This is a genomic window from Paracidovorax oryzae ATCC 19882 (assembly GCF_000687165.1).
GTDB lineage: Bacteria > Pseudomonadota > Gammaproteobacteria > Burkholderiales > Burkholderiaceae_C > Paracidovorax > Paracidovorax oryzae.
The window spans coordinates 127,134-143,991 of record NZ_JMKU01000006.1 but is presented as its reverse complement, the minus strand read 5'-3'; the positions used below and the strand labels follow the sequence as shown (position 1 = coordinate 143,991).

Below are 16,858 nucleotides of genomic sequence, written 5' to 3'. Positions count from 1 at the left end.
GGGGAGTGGTCTCATTCACTCCAGAAATCCTTGCGGCACAGCCCGCGGGCAGCGCAGTAGTCGCACACCGCCCCCTCGCCGAGCGCGGGCAGCGGGGCACCTTCCGCGATACGGGCGAAGTCGTGCAGCAGGCCCTCGACCAGTTGGTCGCGCAGCGCCACGACGTCTTCCTGCTCGAAGCTGCGGGTCTCGCCCCGTTCGCCGACATTCACGTAGAGGGCGCGCAGCGTGTCGTCGCCCAGCAGCGCGGCATAGAAGGCCAGTTGCGTGTCCTCGGTGCCGGCGGCGATGCGGCGCCGGGTCGCGGATTCGCCTTCGGTCTTGTAGTCGATCACCATCACCGTGGGCGGCTCGCCGGGTGCCTGGCCGCGCACCGCGTCCACCCGGTCCAGGGTGCCGATCAGTTCGAGGGACCCGAGCGGCTGCACGCAGCGCCGCTCCGCCTCGCGGAAGCGCGCCCCCCCGGCCTCGTGCCCCGCCAGCCAGCGCAGGTAGCCTTCGCGCAGGGCCGGCCAGCCAGCCGAGAACGGCAGGAACTCCCCCGCCGACAGCCGCTGGGCCCGGGTCGTGGCCTCGGCCGCGGCATCCAGCAACTGGCGGCGGGTGGAGGTGTCTTCCACCGACGCATCGCGCAAGCCTTCGTGGAAGCGCTGCAGTACGGCATGCAGCCAGTTGCCGAAGTCGCGCTTGTCCACCTCCGCGCCCAGTTCGTCCGACTCCTGCAGGCCCAGCAGCCGCAGGGCGAAGAAACGATAAGGACAGTGCCGCAGGTCCGAATAGGCCGACGAAGACACCCGCACCAGCGGCAACGCGTCGCCCCGCGGCAGCGGCCGGGGCACCGGCGATGGCGCCACCGCCCGCAGTTCGCGCGGATCGACTCCCGCGCGGCGGCTCCCTTCGGCCTGCAGGGCCAGCACCAGCGGACTGGCCAGCAGCGGCTCGCCGCCCTCGTCGCCGATGCGCCACAGCACGTCCACCTGGCCGACCGACAGCGCGTGCGCCCAGGCGGCGCGCTGCGCGGCCTCCAGGTCCTTGCGCAGGGGCAGTCCCAGTGTCTCGCGCTGCTCCCGCGTCCAGGCACCGGGAGGCTCCGGCGCGGCCTGCAGGCGCTTCTCGTCGCATCCGGCGGCGACCAGGGCCGCGAAGGGCCGTGCCAGCATCTGCGGCAGGGGCACCACGACAGCGTCCGGGGTTCCGTCGCCGCCGAATTCGGGGCGGAAGCGTCCTGCCTCCAGCACCTCGTCCGCCCAATGCACGAACTCGGCCAGTGCCATCGGCCGGCCGGAGGCATCCAGCCCGCGCCACTCGCCTTCCTGGGCCAGGTCGAGCCGCAATTCCGCCAGCACGCGCAGTCCTGCCGCATCCTCCTGCAGCCGCCCCCACTGCCCGGTGGCCTGCAGCAGCGCCCGCAGCGCCGCGAGCCAGCCCGGCAGGTCGCGCGGTGCCTGCATCGCAGCGCGCCACGCCTCCGTGCGCCGCACCAGCATGCGCCAGCCCTCCGCAGCTGCGGGGCCGGGAACTTCCAGGTCTTCCGCCTCGGTCGCCTCCTGCCCCTGCCCCGCAGCCAGCCCGGCGCTGCGCACGGCCGCCGGCCAGTCGCCCATGCCCGTGCGCCGCAGCCAGCGCTCGGCCTGCCGCAGCGCCCCGGCATCGGCAGTGGGCACGTGCTTGAGCCAGTCGAGTACCGCATCGCCGGAGGCATGCGCCATGCAGGCGCGCAGGGCCGCCATCACCTGCGCCCCCGCGCGGGTGGTGGACAGCGTCCAGCCGTTCTCGTCGTGCACCCCCACGCCCCGCCCCGCGAGCAGCGCGCTGATGCGCCGTGTCAGCGCCCGGTCGATGGCCGCCAGGGCCACCGGCGTGCGGCCTTCGGCCACGTGCCGCAGCACGCACGCGGCCGCCCTCTGGGCCTCGTCTTCCGCATCTGCAGCGGCATGCAGCGCCACGTCGCCGGCGGCAGGCGCCGCATGAAGCCCATCCGGGCTGCCTGCCCCGGGGGCGGGACACAGCGGCAGCACGCAGGCACGGTCCGCCCCCCAGAGGGCGCACAGTGCATGTGCCAGCGGATCGGGCTGGAATCCGTCCAGCACCACCAGCACCGGTGCGCAGGCGCGCACGCGCGGCTCGAACAGCACGTCGGTGGCGTGGCGCGTGGCCAGGGCCCATTCCAGCGCGATGCGGGCAACCGCCGCTTCATAGCGCAGGGCCGCGCCATCGGCCGCGGGGGGCAGCAGCGGCCGCACCCTGCCGGCCCAGGCCTCGCGGCCTGCGGGAGGCACCGCCGCGACCGCCGGCGCCAGCTGGCAGGCGGCATCGAGGAGCGGACCCGCCAGCACGTCGCGCTGCCCGCCCAGCCCCGCACGGTCCAGCAGGGAGCGGGCGGTGAGCGTGTCCCGCGCCGTGTCGCGCGCCAGGTCGTCACCTTCGGGCACGAAAGGCGCCAGGCGCGAGGCCCAGTTGCGGGTGGTCTCGAAGCGCGGCGCGAAGCCGTCCGGGAAGGCCCTCGCCCAGCGGCGCTGGGCCTCCCCCATGAGCTGGGCATAGGGCACGAGCACCACCGCAGCGCCCGCGGGCTGCCCGGTGCCGCGCACGAAGCTCTCCAGGCGGCCGAGCAGCACCTTCCAATCATCGTCCCGCGATTCGGTTTTCGCTATGACTGTCATAGCGCCTGAGTCGCTATCCACCACATCGAGCAGGGAATGTCTTTCTGTCACAATCCCAGGACTGTATCCGCACCCTTCCCCACAATCCATTTATTCGCCTCCACAAGGAACGCGCCATGGCCAGCGAACTGATCAAACACATCTCCGACGCCAGCTTCGAAGCCGACGTGCTGCAACCCGGCACCACGGTACTGGTGGACTACTGGGCCGAATGGTGCGGCCCGTGCAAGATGATCGCCCCCATCCTCGACGAAGTCGCGGACTCCTACCAGGGCAAGCTCACCGTCGCCAAGATGAACGTGGACGAGAACCGTGAAGTGCCCGCCAAGTTCGGCATCCGCGGCATCCCCACGCTCATGCTGTTCAAGGACGGCCAGCTCGCCGCCACGAAGGTCGGCGCGATGAGCAAGGCGCAACTGACGTCCTTCATCGACCAGCAGCTCGCCTGAGCCGCCTGCCAGCCCCCCGGTGCGCCAGGCCTGCATGCCGCTTGCGCACCGGCCCTTCCCCTTCCGGCGGGCACTTGCCGGCACCCGCGCAGAGTCCCTGATGAGCGGGCGTCTTTTCCTGTCATAATCCGCATCGATCACCGGGCCAGCCCAGCAACGGCCCCCGTCGCAGATCCCCCAGACCCGCCTGGACGCCATGAGCAGTCCCCACGGCATGCGGTCTCCTCCTGAATTCCTATTTACTCCGTTCCGGAGTCACCCCCATGCATCTAAACGAACTCAAGGCACTGCACGTGTCCGAAGTGCTGAAGCAGGCCGAAGAGCTGGAGATCGAGAACACCGGGCGCATGCGCAAGCAGGAGCTGATGTTCGCGATCATCAAGAAGCGCGCGAAGGCGGGCGAGCAGGTCTTCGCAGACGGCGTGCTGGAAATCCTGCCCGACGGCTTCGGCTTCCTGCGCAGCCCGGACACGAGCTACACCGCGAGCACGGACGACATCTACATCTCCCCGAGCCAGGTGCGCCGCTTCAACCTGCACACGGGCGACATGATCGAGGGCGAGGTCCGCACGCCGAAGGACGGCGAGCGCTACTTCGCGCTGACCAAGCTCGACGCCGTGAACGGCGGCCCGCCGGAGCAGAACAAGCACAAGGTCATGTTCGAGAACCTGACCCCGCTGTTCCCCAAGGAGCAGATGAAGCTCGAGCGCGACATGAAGGGCGACGAGAACATCACGGGCCGGATCATCGACATCATCGCCCCCATCGGCCGCGGCCAGCGCGCGCTGATCGTCGCGCCGCCCAAGAGCGGCAAGACGATGATGATGCAGCACATCGCCCACGCCATCACGGCCAACAACCCCGACGTGCATCTGATGGTGCTGCTGGTGGACGAGCGCCCTGAAGAAGTGACCGAGATGCAGCGCACGGTCAAGGGCGAGATCATCGCCTCCACCTTCGACGAGCCCGCCGCCCGCCACGTGCACGTGGCCGAGATGGTGATCGAGCGCGCCAAGCGCCTGGTCGAACTGAAGAAGGACGTGGTGATCCTGCTGGACTCCATCACCCGCCTGGCCCGTGCCTACAACAACGTCGTGCCCTCTTCCGGCAAGGTGCTGTCGGGCGGCGTGGACGCCGCTGCGCTGCAGCGACCCAAGCGCTTCTTCGGCGCCGCGCGCAAGGTGGAAGAAGGCGGGTCGCTCACCATCATCGCCACGGCGCTGGTGGACACCGGCAGCCGCATGGACGAAGTGATCTTCGAGGAATTCAAGGGCACCGGCAACAGCGAGATCCACCTGAACCGCCGCCTGTATGAAAAGCGCGTGTTCCCGGCGATCGAGCTCAACAAGAGCGGCACTCGCCGCGAAGAACTGCTGCTGCCCCCGGAAATCCTGCAGAAGACGCGGATCCTGCGCCAGTTCCTCTACAACATGGACGAGATCGAAAGCATGGAGCTGATGATCAAGAACATGAAGGCCACCAAGACCAACGTCGATTTCTTCGACATGATGCGCCGCGGCGGCTGATCCGCGCCGCGCACTCCTGCGAAGGGCCCCGGGCCCCGCTGCGGCGACGCGGCGGGGCCTTTTCGCATCTTGCCCCTGGCGTCGGGTCAGCTGCCGCTGCTGCTTCCGGTGGTCACGGCAAAGCGACGCTCCAGCGCGCTGTAGCCCAGGCCCACGCCCTTGCGCACGCGGATCTGCACGGGAATGCGGTCCTTCACCGCCTCCACGTGGCTGATGATGCCGATCGCCTTGCCGCCGGACTGCAGGCTGTCCAGCGCATCGAGCGCGATCTCCAGCGTGTCCGGGTCCAGCGTGCCGAAACCTTCGTCGAGGAACAGCGAGTCGATGCGGGTCTTGTGGCTCACGAGGTCGGAGAGCGCCAGCGCCAGAGCCAGGCTCACGAGGAAGCTCTCGCCACCCGACAGCGTGCGCGTGTCGCGCGCCACGTCGGCCTGCCAGGTGTCGATCACCTCCATCTCGAGTTCGCCTCCGGCGCGGCGGGCGAGCTGGTAGCGGCCGTGCAGCCGCTGCAGCCGCAGGTTGGCGAGGTGCACGAGGTGGTCCAGCGTCAGTCCCTGGGCGAACTTGCGGTATTTCGCCCCGTCGGCCGAGCCGATCAGGCCGTTCAGGTGCTGCCACGCGTCGGCATCGGCCTCGAGCGCCGCGATGTCCGCGAGCAACGCCTGCAGGCCCTCGCGCCGGCGTGCGTCCTCCCGCAGCCTGCCGGCGATCTCTCCCTGGCGCTGGGCGGCCTGCGTGCTCTGCGCCTCCAGGTCGGCCAGCTCGGCCTCCACCTCGGGCAACGGGCGGTCCGATAACGGAGCGGACAGCAGCGCGTCCAGGCCTTGTGCGGCTTCGTGGTGCAGCGCCTGGGCAGCGGTGAGCGCCTGCCGGGCGTTTTCCACGCCATCCTGCAGGGCCTGCCGCTCGGCCGGCTCCAGCCGTGCCGCGAGGAAGTCCTCGGCGTTCGTGAAGGGGCTTTCTGCCAGCGCGGTGGTCCAGGCGGCGGCGCTGCGTGTCACCTCTTCGGCCGCCAGCACCCATGCCTGCTGCTGCGCGTCCCGCGTGCCGCCCAGGGTGGCCAGGGCCGCGGCATGGGTCTGCACGGCCTGTGCTGCTTGCTGCAGCAGCTCTTCCAGTCGTCCGGGCGCCATCCCTTCACAGTCCGGATGCCCGGCACCTTCCTCGCGCAAGGTGTTGCCTTCCGAGGCCACCAGCAGCGCATCCCGCCGCTGCGCCCACTGTTGCGCCACGGCGCCTGCGTGCTCCGCCCTCTGCTGCTGCAGCGGCAGTTGCGCCAGCAGGCCCTGCCGGCGGGCGCAGGCGGCCTGCCATGCCTCCAGTTCGCGCGTCCGCTCCTGCAACCAGCGCCCTGGCTGTGCGGGCAGGTCGTACCCGTGGTCGGCAAGTTCCTGCGCCAGTTCGCTCTCCATGCCCTTCAAGTCCGCTGCCAGACGATCGAGCGTCTCCGCCAGCGCCTGCAGTTGCTGCTTCCGGGCCTGGAGATCCCGCTCCGCCAGTGCTAACGCCTGCCGCGCCGCGCCGGCATCGCGCTCGGCCTGCTGCAGCGCGCGTTGTGCCGCTTCGCCGCGCTCGCGTGCCCGGGCGAGTTCAGCGCCATGGGCCTGCACCTCGCCCACGGCCTGGGCATGCCGGCGCTGCGCGTCCTCCAGCAACGCGCTGTCGGTGTGATCGGCGGGCCACTCCAGGGCCGCACACAGCGTCTGCCAGCGGTCCTCCAGCTCTGCCACCGAGCGCTCGCAAGCTTCTGCATCTTCCCGGGCGCGTGTCTGCTGCGCACGCAGCGCGGCCAGCGTGGCTTCGGACTGGCGCCGCTCGTCAGCGATGGTGTCCAGCACGCGCCTTGCGTTCTCCAGCGCCGCTTCGGTGGCGGACACGTCCAGGGCTTCGTAGGCCGCCAGGGCCGGGTGTTCAGTGGCACCGCAGAGCGGACAGGATTCGCCGGGCCGCAGTTGCTGCCGGTGGGCTTCCAGCGACTGGATGCGCCGCTCCTGCGCAAGCAGGCGTTCCTGGTCGCGCACGCGCTGCTGGCCATCGGCATGGCGCGCGGCGAGTTGCTGCAGCGATGCCTCCAGCGCAACCACCCGCCCTTGCCGCTGCGACTCCTCCGCCGATCGCCGCGCCTGTTCCACACGCTGTGCGTCCATGCGCTCCCGGCACTCCCGCGCCTGCACCCAGAGATGCCCCTGCTTGGCGAGCCGCAGCGGCTCTTCGCGCCAATAGGCCTCATCCCGGCCCGCCAGCCGCTCCACGTAGGCGCCACGGGCTTGCTCTGCGCCCACTTGCGCGTCGGCCTGCGCGGCATCGGCAAGTCGCGCAGCCTCGCCCGCGGCCTGCAGCAGCCGTTCGTGCTCGGTGCACCGATCTGCCGCCTCCTGCTGCTGCGTTCGTGTGCGGCCGATCTCTTCCTGCAACAGGGCCCGCGCCTTGAAGCGGCCGCGCCAGTCGCCCAGCCGCCCTGCGAGCGCCGTGTGGCGCGGATCGTCGATGCCCCCGGCTTCCAGCGCCGCGAGGGCCTCGCGGCCCGCCTGCCACTCGCCGAGCCGCAGCACCGAGAGATGCTGGCTCACCACGGCCGCACGGCCCAGCGCCAGGGCATGCGCCGTGGCGGCTTCGGCCAGCCGGTCGGTGCTTTCCCGCAGCCGCAGCATGCAGGTGGCCTCCGCCTGCTGCGCCGACTGCCACGCCGCGTGCACGGGTGACAGGCGCATGGCCGGCTCGGCGCGCCGCAGGCGCTGCACGTCGGCATCCCGCGCGGCCCAGGCACCTTCCGCGGCGGTGGCGCCGGCCTGTGCGGCAGCACTGCGCTGCCGCGCCCGCTCCACGGCACCGAACCACTCGCGCTCCTTCCCGGCCTCGGCGCGCCGGGCACGAAGAGAGCCCAGTCGCGCCTCCAGGCCCGCCGCCTCCTGCTCCAGCGCGCCGCGGGCCGCCGCATCCAGCAGCTCGACGCCTCCAGCCCGGGCGCGCGCCGCCTCCAGCGCGGTCCTCGCGTCGCGCGCGCGCTCGTGCACGCGCTGGGAGATGCGTCCGTAGATGTCCGTGCCCGTCAGCTCTTCAAGCAGTTCCGCGCGCTTGCCGGCCGGCGCCTCCAGGAAGGCCGCGAAGCCCCCCTGGGCGAGCAGCATCGACTTGGTGAAGCGCCCGAAATCCAGCCCTGTCAGCGTTTCGACGTGCTTCAATTTTTCCTGCACCTTGCTCGTGACCGGGCGGGCCGTGCCATCAGCTGCGAGGATCTCCGCCAGTTCCACCTGCGCGGGCTGCAGCGCGCCGTCGGGTCGGTCCCGGGCACGCCGCTGGCTCCAGAAGGCCCGGTAGCGCCCCCCGGGGACGGCGAACTCCACCTCGGCGAGGCATTCGGCGGTGTGCCGCGTCATCAGTTCGTTGCCCCCCTGCGAGACACCACCGATGCGCGGCGTCTGGTGGTAGAGCGCCAGGCAGATCGCGTCGAGCAGCGTGGTCTTGCCCGCGCCCGTGGGTCCGGTGATGGCGAACAGCCCGCCGTCCGAGAACGGCACCTGCGTGAAATCGATGCGCCACTCGCCCTTCAGCGAATTGAGGTTCTTCAACCGCAGCGACAGAATCCTCATCCCGCCCCCTCTTCCTGCAGATCGGACAGCACGCCCCGGTGCATGGCCGCAAGCCGCTCCCGCAGTGCCTCGTCCAGCGACTCCTCCCGCAGGCGGCGCTCGAACACGTCGCCGGGGGCCAGCTCGTCGAGCGTCTCGCGGGCGACGGGCACGAGGGCCGGAGCGGCGCCGCCGCGCGCGCGGCGCACCCGCAGCACCTCCACGGGCAGGCCGTCGGCCATCGCCGCGACGCGCGCCTGCAGGTCGGGCAGGTAGTCGTCGCCGGCCACCTCCACGTCGAGCCACGCGGGCGTTTCCGGCGTGCCGGCCCGCGCAGCGGTGGCGAGCTCCGCAGGCAGGGTGGCGAGGGTGCCCCGCAGGGACGCCATCGGCTGGAAGCACGGCACCGGCAGCGGCGCGACCGACTGCAGGCCTGCCAAGTCGAAATCCACCTGCAGGACTTCCTTGCGCTGCGCCGCCTCGTCGAAGCCCAGCGGTATCGGCGATCCACAGTAGCGGATGTGCTCGTGCCCGCCCACCTTCATCGGCTGGTGGATGTGCCCGAGGGCGATGTAGTCCGCCGCGGGAAATGCATCGGTCGGGAAGGCCTCCAGCGTGCCGACGTAGATGTCCCGCACGGCGTCGCCGCCCGTGGCGCCCACGGTGGCGAGGTGGCCGGTGGCCACGATCGGCAGGCCGCCCAGCGACGCGCTGCGTTCGCGTGCGATCTCGAAGAGCGCACCGTAGTGCGCGCGGATCGCCTGCTGCAGCGCCATCCGCTTGTCCGCGGCGCTCTCGCCGGGCAGGCTGAGCAGCAGCTCCCGCGGGCGCAGGTACGGCACCGCGCACAGAACGGCCCCCGGCCCGCCGCTGCGCCGATGCAGCACCAGCACCTGCTCCGCGGGCGTGGCGGCCGCGCAGGGCACCACGCGGGTGCCCAGTTCGGCCAGCAGCGCGCGGCTCTCGCCCAGCACTGCGGCAGAATCGTGATTGCCGCCCAGCACCACCAGTGCGGTCCCGGCCTCGCGCAGCGACAGCACGGCGTGGTGGTAGAGCTCGCGGGCATGGCTGGGCGGGGCAGAGGTGTCGAACACATCGCCGGCCAGCAGCACGGCATCGGCCTGGCGGGCAGCCGCCTGCGCGGCCAGCCAGTCGATGAACGCACGGTGCTCGGCCTGGCGGCTCTTGCCCATGAAATGCTGGCCCAGGTGCCAGTCGGAAGTGTGCAGCAGACGCAAGATGGAGGGGTTCCCATGGAAGGCCCCGCACCCGGGGCTGGCGCTTCTTTGCGCGGTTATGCGATAATGGTAGGCTTTTTCGAAGCGGAAAGTGCGTCGCAATGGGTGCGGCGTGGCTCCCGCAGCAGCCCCCTTGAAAGGACCATGCCATGAAAGAAGGCATTCACCCCAACTACCGCGAAGTGCTCTTCGTGGACCTGTCCAACGGCTTCAAGTTCGTCACCCGTTCCTGCGTGAACACCAAGGAAACCGGCAAGACCGACGACGGCCGCGAACTGCCGCTCTTCAAGCTGGACACCTCCAGCGAATCGCATCCTTTCTACACCGGCACGCAGAAGTCGGTGGACAACATGGGCGGCCGCGTCGAGCGCTTCCGCAACCGCTTCGGCAAGACGGCCGCCGCGAAGTAATCCAGCGGTCCACCGGACCCGGGGCGGCACGGATGGCCGCATGGCATTCCGCACCCGCATCCCGCCAAAGGCAGCCCGGCACGTCCGCGCTGCCTTTTTTACTGCCCGGCCCGCCGGCTGGCTCCGCGCAGGCTTTTGCCTTTATTCTCGATCGATTTTTTCGGCATTGAACGCGTGAATCCTCCGACCCCTGCCATCGTGACCCAGGACGCCGTGCGGCCGCTGCCGCGCTGGGCGCTGCTGCTGCTGTGCCTGGCCTACGTCGTGCCCGGCTTCGTGGCCCGCTCGCCCTGGAAGAACGCGGACGTGACCGCATTCGGCTACATGATGGAACTGGCCCGGGGAAACACTCCCTGGATGTCGCCGACCCTGGGCGGCATGGCGCCCGACACCGACGGGCTGCTGCCCTACTGGCTCGGCGCGCTGGCCGTGCGGGCCGCACCCGCCTGGCTGTCCGCGGACATGGCCGCCCGGCTGCCATTCGTCGCGCTGCTGGCTCTCACGCTCGCCGCCACCTGGTGGGGCATGTACCACCTCGCGCGCAGCCCTGGCGCGCAGCCGGTGGCCTTCGCCTTCGGCGGGGAGGCCTCCCCGTCCGATTACGCGCGGGCCATGGCCGACGGCGCGCTGCTCGCATTGCTGGCCTGCCTGGGACTCGCCCAGCTGTCCCACGAGGTCACGAGCTATCTCTCGCAACTGGCCTGCACCGCACTGCTGTTCTTTGCCGCGGCCAGCCTGCCGCGTCGCCCGCTCATCTCCCTGGCGGCTGCCAGCCTCGGCCTGCTCGGGCTGGCCTTGAGCGGCGCACCGACCATGGCAGCCCTGCTCGGCGGCGGCGGCGCGCTGCTGGTGGCGTTGACCGCCCGCGATCCTGCCGAGCCGGACCTGCAGGGCACCGCACGGCCGGGATGGGTGTGGGGGCTGGCGCTGGCCGTGCCGGTGCTGCTCGTGGCGGCGCTGTCCACGGCACTGGACCTGTGGCGCTGGCGCATCCTCCCGGCGAGCGAGGTCAAGGAATGGGGCAGCCTCGCACGCCTGTTGGTCTGGTTCGCGTGGCCCGCCTGGCCCCTGGCGCTGTGGACGGCCTGGCGCTGGCGCCGGCAGATCTTCAGCCGCACCCTCCATCGCCACCTGCTGCTGCCCCTGTGGTTCGTTGGCGTTACCGTCGCGGGCTGCCTGACGACGAGCCCTGCCGACCGGGCCCTGCTGCTCGGGCTGCCCGCCCTGGCCACGCTGGCCGCGTTCGCACTGCCCACGCTGCGCCGCGCCATCGCTTCGCTGATCGACTGGTTCACCCTGCTGTTCTTCAGCGTGTCGGCCATCACCATCTGGGTGATCTGGGTGTCCGTGCAGACGGGCGTGCCCGCGAAGCCGGCAGCCAACGTCGCCAAGCTCGCGCCCGGCTACCCCACGGGTTTTTCCGCCGTTGCGTTCGGCGTGGCGCTGGCCGCCACCGCGGTGTGGTGCGCGCTGGCATGGTGGCGCGCCGCGCGCAACCGTACGGAAATCTGGAAGAGCCTGGTGCTGCCGGCCAGCGGTGCCACGCTCGCGTGGCTGCTGCTCAACACCCTCTTTCTTCCCATACTGGATTACGGCCGCAGCTACCGGCCGCAGGTGGAGAATCTTGCGCGCGTGCTCGGTCCCGAGCCGGGGTGCGTGCTGGTCTATGGCTTGAGCCGCGCCCAGATCGCCGGGCTGCAATACCACGGCGGCTGGAACCTCCAGCCCGTGGCGCTTCCCTCGGAAGTGCGGGAGAGCCCCTGCGAGTGGCTGGTGGCCGATGCCGGCGTGCAGGCCACGGTCCACGAACTGGCCCGCGGCCGCGGCTGGCACCGCGCCGCGGTGCTGCCCCGCCCCACCGACAGGAACGACCAGCTCCTGGTGCTGCGCCGCCGGCCCTCCGCGGCCGGGCAGCCCTGATGCCCTCCGAGCGCGCCCAGGTGGCGCGCCACGCCGCCACCGTGCTGGCGGGGCAGCTCGCCGTGATGGCGTTCGGCGTGACCGACACCATCGTCGCCGGCCGCCATGCGCCCTCCTCCCTGGCCGCGCTGTCAATCGGCTCGGCCGTCTATGTGAGCGTCTATGTCGCCCTCATGGGCGTGCTGCAGGCGCTGCTGCCCATCTGGGCGGAGCAGCGCGGCGCGGGCCATACCGCCGAGATCGGCCGCACGGTACGCCAGTCCCTGTACCTCTGCGCCCTGGCGAGCCTGCTGGGCATGGCCGTGCTGCTGTCGCCCGGCGCCATCCTGCGCTGGACGGAAGTGCCCGCCGACCTGCGCGCGGAGGTGGGCCGCTACCTCACGGTGCTGGCCGCGGCCCTGCCGCCGGCCCTGGCCTTCCGGCTCTACACCACGCTCAACCAGGCCCTGGGGCGCCCGCAGCTGGTCACCTGGCTGCAACTGGGTTCGCTGGCCGTGAAGATCCCCCTGTCCATCGGCTTCACCTTCGGGTTCGCCGGCCTGCCCGCGCAGGGCGCCGTCGGGTGCGCCTGGGCCACGCTGGTCGTGAACTACCTGCTGCTGGGCATCGCGCTGTGGCTGGTCCGCTCGTCGGCGATGTATGCGCCGCTCGCGCTCTGGAAGCGCATGGAGCGCCCCGACCCGGCCCAGATCGGGCGCTTCGCGCGGCTGGGCGTTCCCGCCGGGCTGGCCGTGATGGTGGAGGTCACCTCCTTCACGCTGATGGCGCTGTTCATCGCCCGGCAGGGCACGGTCGCCGCCGCGGCGCACCAGATCGCCTCGAACCTCGCCGCCGTGCTCTACATGGTTCCGCTTTCGCTGGCCATCGCCACCAGCGCCCGGGTCAGCTACTGGCGCGGGCGCGCGGACGAGGCCATCGCCCGGAAGGTGGCGTGGATGGGGTTGCGCATGGCGGGCACCATCGCCCTCGTGCTTTCCGGCCTGGTCCTGCTGGCACGGGACGGCCTGGCGAGCCTCTACACCTCCTCCCCCGACGTGCTGGCCATGGCCGGCGGGCTGCTGGCCTGGGTCGCGGCCTACCATGTGGCCGATGCGCTGCAGACCTTCTGCGCGTTCGCCTTGCGCTGCTACCGCATCACCATCGCCCCGCTGGCCACCTACGGTGTGCTGCTCTGGGGTGCCGGACTGCCGGCAGGCTATGTGCTGGCCTACGTGGGCCTGGCCGGGCATCCGCCGCAGCAATCGCCCGCCGCTTTCTGGATCGGCGGGGCGCTGGCGCTGGGCCTGACGGCCGCGGTGTTCATCGCGATGCTGGCGAGGGCATTGCGGCAGGCCCGCCCACCGGGTCCGCGCCCGGCTTCGGCAGGGCAGGCTTAGCCGGCGCGCCGCGCACCGCGGCACTGCGCTGGATGCGGTGCGGCGGGAACGTGACGGAAAAGACGGATCCCTTGCCCACCGTGCTCTCGATGCCCAGCGACGCCGAATGGCGCTGCACCACGTGCTTGACGATGGCCAGGCCCAGCCCGGTGCCGCCGGTGTCGCGCGAACGGCTGCGGTCCACGCGGTAGAAGCGTTCGGTCAGCCGCGGAATGTGCACGGCCTCGATGCCGGGGCCCGTGTCCCGCACTGAAAACCGGCCGCTGCCGTCGGCCAGCGTGTCCCAGGCCACCGTGATCCGGCCACCAGCGGGCGTATAGCGCACCGCATTGCCGATCAGGTTGGCGAGCGCGCTCTGCAGCTCGGCCGCCACCCCGACCAGCTGGCCGGCGCCCTGCAATGCCTCGGCCGGCGGAAACTCCAGCACATGGCCCGCAGACTGGCTGCGGGTGAGCAGCGCGGACAGGCCGCGGGCCTCGTCTTCGCAGCGGCGCAGCAGCGCATCCACCGGCGTGCATTCGGTCAGGCCCGGCGGCGGGCTGCCCTCCAGGCGCGACAGGGTCAGCAGGTCCTGCACCACGCTTTGCATCCGGCCGGCCTGCTGCGACATCATGTTCAGGTAGCGTGCGCGCTCTTCAGAGGACAGCGGCAGCGTCTGCAGGGTTTCCACGAAGCCCATGAGGACGGTGAGCGGCGTGCGGATCTCGTGCGACACGTTGGCCACGAAATCGCGGCGCATGGCCTCGGCCTGCTCCAGTGCCGTCACGTCGCGCGACAGCAGCAGCTTGCGGCCGTCACCGTACGGGTGCAGGTGGACGGAAATGCGCACCGGCCGGGAAGCCGTGCTCTCGCGTCCCTGCAGCACGACATCCCTGGAGAAATCCTGGGCGGCGTAGTAGGCGCTGAATTCGGGGTCGCGCAGCAGGTTGCCGATCGACTGGCCCATGTCGCGCGCGGCATCGAGGCCGAACTGCGTGACCGCGATCTGGTTGCACCACTCGATGTGGCCCTCGGCATCGAGCAGCACCACGCCATTGGGCGTCGCCTGCAGGGCCGCGAGGATCTCCTGCAGGCGCGCATCGCTGGCGGCGATGTCGGCCTGGTTCTGGCGCAGCAGGCGGCGGGTCCTGTCGGCGACCTCGCCCCAGAGGCCGGTGAGCGAGGGACAGCTGGCCAGGTCGCCATCACGCAGCCAGCGCAGCACCCGGGATCCGCGCCACAGGTCCCAGAGGAACCAGAGCCACATGCCTACGAAAACGGTCACCACTGCGCCGTGGAAGCCGCCCCACAGCCAGCCGAGCAGGAGGCCGGCGACCTGGAAGGACAGGAAGAAGATGCAACGCCAAACCATGGAATCCGGGAGGGCTCCGCGGGGCCCCTCCCCGTCCGCACTCCGCTGCCTTGTTGTCAGATAACGAAAAGGGAGGCCGCCCGCGGGCGGCCCCGGTCGGCGGTCAGGCCCTCATCAGGGCGGCAGGCTGGGCCGTGAGCCGGTAGCCCGCGCCGCGCACGGTCTCCACCATGGCGCCTGCGACGCCCAGGGCCTCGCGCAGGCGCTTGACGTGCACGTCCACCGTGCGCTCCTCGATGAAGACATGATCGCCCCACACCTTGTCGAGCAGCTGCGCCCGGCTGTGGACACGTTCGGGGTGCTTCATGAGGTAGTGCAGCAGCTTGAACTCGGTCGGGCCGATCTTGAGCTGCTGGCCCTGGTAGGTCACGCGGTAGGTGCCGGCGTCGAGGATCAGGTCGGAGATGGCCACCGTATCGGTGGCCTGCTCGGGCGCCCGGCGCCGGAGTACGGCGCGGATGCGTGCCAGCAGTTCCTGGGTCGAGAACGGCTTGGTGATGTAGTCGTCGGCCCCCGCATCGAGCCCGGCCACCTTGTCGGGCTCGTCGCCGCGCGCCGTGAGCATGAGGATGGGAATGGGCTTGGTGCGCGCATCCGCACGCCACTTGCGCGCGAGCTGCAGGCCGCTCTGGCCGGGGAGCATCCAGTCCAGCAGGATGACATCGGGCAGCACCGCATCCAGCTCGCGCTGGGCGGACTCGCCGTCCTCGGACCAGATGGGCTGGAATCCGTTGTGGCGCAGGTTGACGGCAATCAGTTCGGCGATGGCGGATTCGTCTTCGACGATGAGTACGCGGGGAAGTCTCTTCATGGAGGGACAGGCCTTTCAGAGCACGGCCGACTCGATCTCCTCGAGGGCCGTGTGGCGCACGTCCTTGCCCTTGACGAGGTAGATGATGAGTTCGGCCACGTTTTTGGAGTGATCGCCGATGCGCTCGATGGCCTTGGCCAGGAACAGCAGGTCCAGGCTCGCGGAAATCGTGCGGGGGTCTTCCATCATGTAGGTGATGAGCTTGCGCACGAAGCCGTCGAACTCGCGATCGATGAGGTCGTCTTCCTTCAGGATGGCCACGGCCGCCTTGGTGTCGAGGCGGGCAAAGGCATCCAGGGCCTTGCGCAGCAGGCCCGACGCCAGGTCGGCCGCGACGCGCAGGTCGGTGGTGGGCAGCGAGCGGGCGGAGCCGCTCTCGATGATGGACTTGACCATGCGGGCCATCTTGTTGGCCTCGTCGCCCATGCGCTCGAGGTTCGCCGTCGCCTTGGAGAAGGCGATCAGCAGGCGCAGGTCGCGGGCCGTGGGCTGGCGGCGCGCGATGATGGACGAAAGCTCATGGTCGATCTCGACCTCCATCGCGTTCACGCGGTGCTCGGTGGTGGCTACCTGGTCGGCGGCCTCCACGCTGAACTGCGACAGCGCGTAGATGGCCTGGCGGATCTGGGACTCGACCAGTCCGCCGAGCTCCATCACGCGGGCGGAGATGCTGTTGAGTTCGCTGTCGAACTGGGACGAAAGGTGTTTTTCGGGCATGCGGAGTCTCCTGGTCCGTTCAGCCGAAACGGCCGGTGATGTAGTCTTCGGTTTCCTTGCGCTGGGGCTTGAAGAACATCTGCTCGGTCTCGCCGAACTCCATCAGGTCACCCAGGTACATGTAGGCCGTGTAATCGCTGCAGCGGGCGGCCTGCTGCATGTTGTGCGTGACGATCACCACGGTGTATTCGTTCTTCAGCTCGGCAATCAGTTCCTCGACCTTGGCCGTGGAGATCGGGTCCAGCGCCGAGCACGGCTCGTCGAGCAGCAGCACTTCGGGCTTGATGGCGATGCCGCGCGCGATGCACAGGCGCTGCTGCTGCCCGCCGGACAGGCCCGAGCCGCTCTGGTGCAGCTTGTCCTTGACCTCGTTCCAGAGTGCCGCCTTGCGCAGCGCCCACTCCACCCGGTCGTCCATGTCCGTGGCGTTGAGGCTCTCGAACAGCTTCACGCCGAAGGCGATGTTGTCGTAGATCGACATCGGGAACGGCGTCGGCTTCTGGAACACCATGCCGACCTTGGCGCGGATCAGCGCCACGTCCTGCTTGCTGGTCAGCAGGTTCTCGCCGTCCAGCAGGATCTGCCCTTCCGCGCGCTGCTCGGGATAGAGCTCGTACATGCGGTTGAACGTGCGCAGCAGCGTGGACTTGCCGCAGCCCGACGGGCCGATGAACGCCGTGACCTTCTTCTCGGGAATGTCCAGGTTGATGCCCTTCAGGGCGTGGAACTTCCCGTAGTAGAAGTTCAGGTCGCGAACCGTGATCTTGGAGGTGCCGGCAGCGCCGGTGTTTTTCGTGGACATGGGGAATGGGTCCGATCTGTGGCGGA

12 protein-coding genes are annotated in these 16,858 nt (G+C 70.4%); 5 read left to right on the top strand and 7 right to left on the bottom strand.

The genetic code is table 11. The annotated features are described in order from the left end of the window. Positions 1–11: 11 nt before the first annotated feature. Positions 12–2,663, bottom strand: a complete 2,652-nt coding sequence (locus T336_RS0105640; protein ID WP_026431794.1) for a PD-(D/E)XK nuclease family protein — start codon at positions 2,661–2,663, stop codon at positions 12–14. Positions 2,664–2,779: 116 nt separating this feature from the next. Here T336_RS0105640 and trxA point away from each other — a divergent pair, with 116 nt between their 5' ends. Together trxA and rho are read left to right on the top strand one after the other, a co-directional pair. Then, positions 2,780–3,112 (top strand): thioredoxin TrxA, encoded by a 333-nt coding sequence (gene trxA, locus T336_RS0105635; RefSeq protein WP_013594976.1) that lies wholly within the window; start codon positions 2,780–2,782, stop codon positions 3,110–3,112. A gap of 263 nt (positions 3,113–3,375) precedes the next feature. Next, positions 3,376–4,638, top strand: a complete 1,263-nt coding sequence (rho, locus tag T336_RS0105630; protein ID WP_013594977.1) for a transcription termination factor Rho — start codon at positions 3,376–3,378, stop codon at positions 4,636–4,638. 86 nt (positions 4,639–4,724) lie between these two features. Here the strand turns inward: rho and T336_RS0105625 are convergent, their stop codons facing one another. Together T336_RS0105625 and sbcD are read right to left on the bottom strand one after the other, a co-directional pair. Further along, on the bottom strand, positions 4,725–8,228 hold the full coding sequence (locus T336_RS0105625) for an AAA family ATPase (protein ID WP_026431793.1): 3,504 nt from the start codon (positions 8,226–8,228) through the stop codon (positions 4,725–4,727). Then, positions 8,225–9,445: an exonuclease subunit SbcD gene (gene sbcD / locus T336_RS0105620; RefSeq protein WP_026431792.1), complete on the bottom strand. Its 1,221-nt coding sequence runs from the start codon at positions 9,443–9,445 to the stop codon at positions 8,225–8,227. Before sbcD ends, T336_RS0105625 begins: the two co-directional genes overlap by 4 nt. 149 nt (positions 9,446–9,594) lie before the next feature. On the opposite strand from sbcD, the gene T336_RS0105615 reads away from it, so the two are divergent. The 3 genes from T336_RS0105615 (at position 9,595) to T336_RS0105605 (ending at position 13,151) form a co-directional block, all read left to right on the top strand. Next, positions 9,595–9,855: a type B 50S ribosomal protein L31 gene (locus T336_RS0105615; protein WP_013594980.1), complete on the top strand. Its 261-nt coding sequence runs from the start codon at positions 9,595–9,597 to the stop codon at positions 9,853–9,855. A gap of 174 nt (positions 9,856–10,029) precedes the next feature. Further along, positions 10,030–11,775 (top strand): hypothetical protein, encoded by a 1,746-nt coding sequence (locus T336_RS0105610; protein ID WP_167333637.1) that lies wholly within the window; start codon positions 10,030–10,032, stop codon positions 11,773–11,775. Next, the gene (locus T336_RS0105605) at positions 11,775–13,151 is read left to right on the top strand and encodes an MATE family efflux transporter (RefSeq protein ID WP_026431790.1); all 1,377 of its coding nucleotides are present in this window, start codon (positions 11,775–11,777) and stop codon (positions 13,149–13,151) included. The genes T336_RS0105610 and T336_RS0105605 overlap by 1 nt, the downstream gene beginning before the upstream one ends. On the opposite strand, the gene phoR is transcribed toward T336_RS0105605, so the two are convergent. From phoR to pstB, 4 genes are all read right to left on the bottom strand, one after another. Beyond that, a complete protein-coding gene (gene phoR, locus T336_RS0105600) occupies positions 13,075–14,502 on the bottom strand; it encodes a phosphate regulon sensor histidine kinase PhoR (protein WP_019701522.1) in 1,428 nt (475 codons plus the stop codon). The two genes, T336_RS0105605 and phoR, sit on opposite strands and share 77 nt — an antisense overlap. Positions 14,503–14,605: 103 nt before the next feature. Next, complete coding sequence (gene phoB, locus T336_RS0105595; protein ID WP_013594984.1) at positions 14,606–15,313, bottom strand: phosphate regulon transcriptional regulator PhoB; 708 nt, start codon at positions 15,311–15,313, stop codon at positions 14,606–14,608. 15 nt (positions 15,314–15,328) lie between these two features. Next, positions 15,329–16,030, bottom strand: coding sequence for a phosphate signaling complex protein PhoU (gene phoU, locus T336_RS0105590; protein ID WP_013594985.1), 702 nt, complete (start codon positions 16,028–16,030; stop codon positions 15,329–15,331). Between the two features lie 19 nt (positions 16,031–16,049). Beyond that, a complete protein-coding gene (gene pstB / locus T336_RS0105585) occupies positions 16,050–16,832 on the bottom strand; it encodes a phosphate ABC transporter ATP-binding protein PstB (RefSeq protein WP_013594986.1) in 783 nt (260 codons plus the stop codon). Between the last annotated feature and the right edge of the window lie 26 nt (positions 16,833–16,858).

Excerpts from the sequence above, each read along its gene's own strand:
- T336_RS0105640 (WP_026431794.1), bottom strand. The coding sequence starts at position 2,663 with ATGACAGTCATAGCGAAAACCGAATCGCGGGACGATGATTGGAAGGTG.
- trxA (WP_013594976.1), top strand. The coding sequence starts at position 2,780 with ATGGCCAGCGAACTGATCAAACACATCTCCGACGCCAGCTTCGAAGCC.
- rho (WP_013594977.1), top strand. The coding sequence starts at position 3,376 with ATGCATCTAAACGAACTCAAGGCACTGCACGTGTCCGAAGTGCTGAAG.
- T336_RS0105625 (WP_026431793.1), bottom strand. The coding sequence starts at position 8,228 with ATGAGGATTCTGTCGCTGCGGTTGAAGAACCTCAATTCGCTGAAGGGC.
- T336_RS0105615 (WP_013594980.1), top strand. The coding sequence starts at position 9,595 with ATGAAAGAAGGCATTCACCCCAACTACCGCGAAGTGCTCTTCGTGGAC.
- T336_RS0105605 (WP_026431790.1), top strand. The coding sequence starts at position 11,775 with ATGCCCTCCGAGCGCGCCCAGGTGGCGCGCCACGCCGCCACCGTGCTG.
- phoR (WP_019701522.1), bottom strand. The coding sequence starts at position 14,502 with ATGGTTTGGCGTTGCATCTTCTTCCTGTCCTTCCAGGTCGCCGGCCTC.
- phoB (WP_013594984.1), bottom strand. The coding sequence starts at position 15,313 with ATGAAGAGACTTCCCCGCGTACTCATCGTCGAAGACGAATCCGCCATC.
- phoU (WP_013594985.1), bottom strand. The coding sequence starts at position 16,030 with ATGCCCGAAAAACACCTTTCGTCCCAGTTCGACAGCGAACTCAACAGC.
- pstB (WP_013594986.1), bottom strand. The coding sequence starts at position 16,832 with ATGTCCACGAAAAACACCGGCGCTGCCGGCACCTCCAAGATCACGGTT.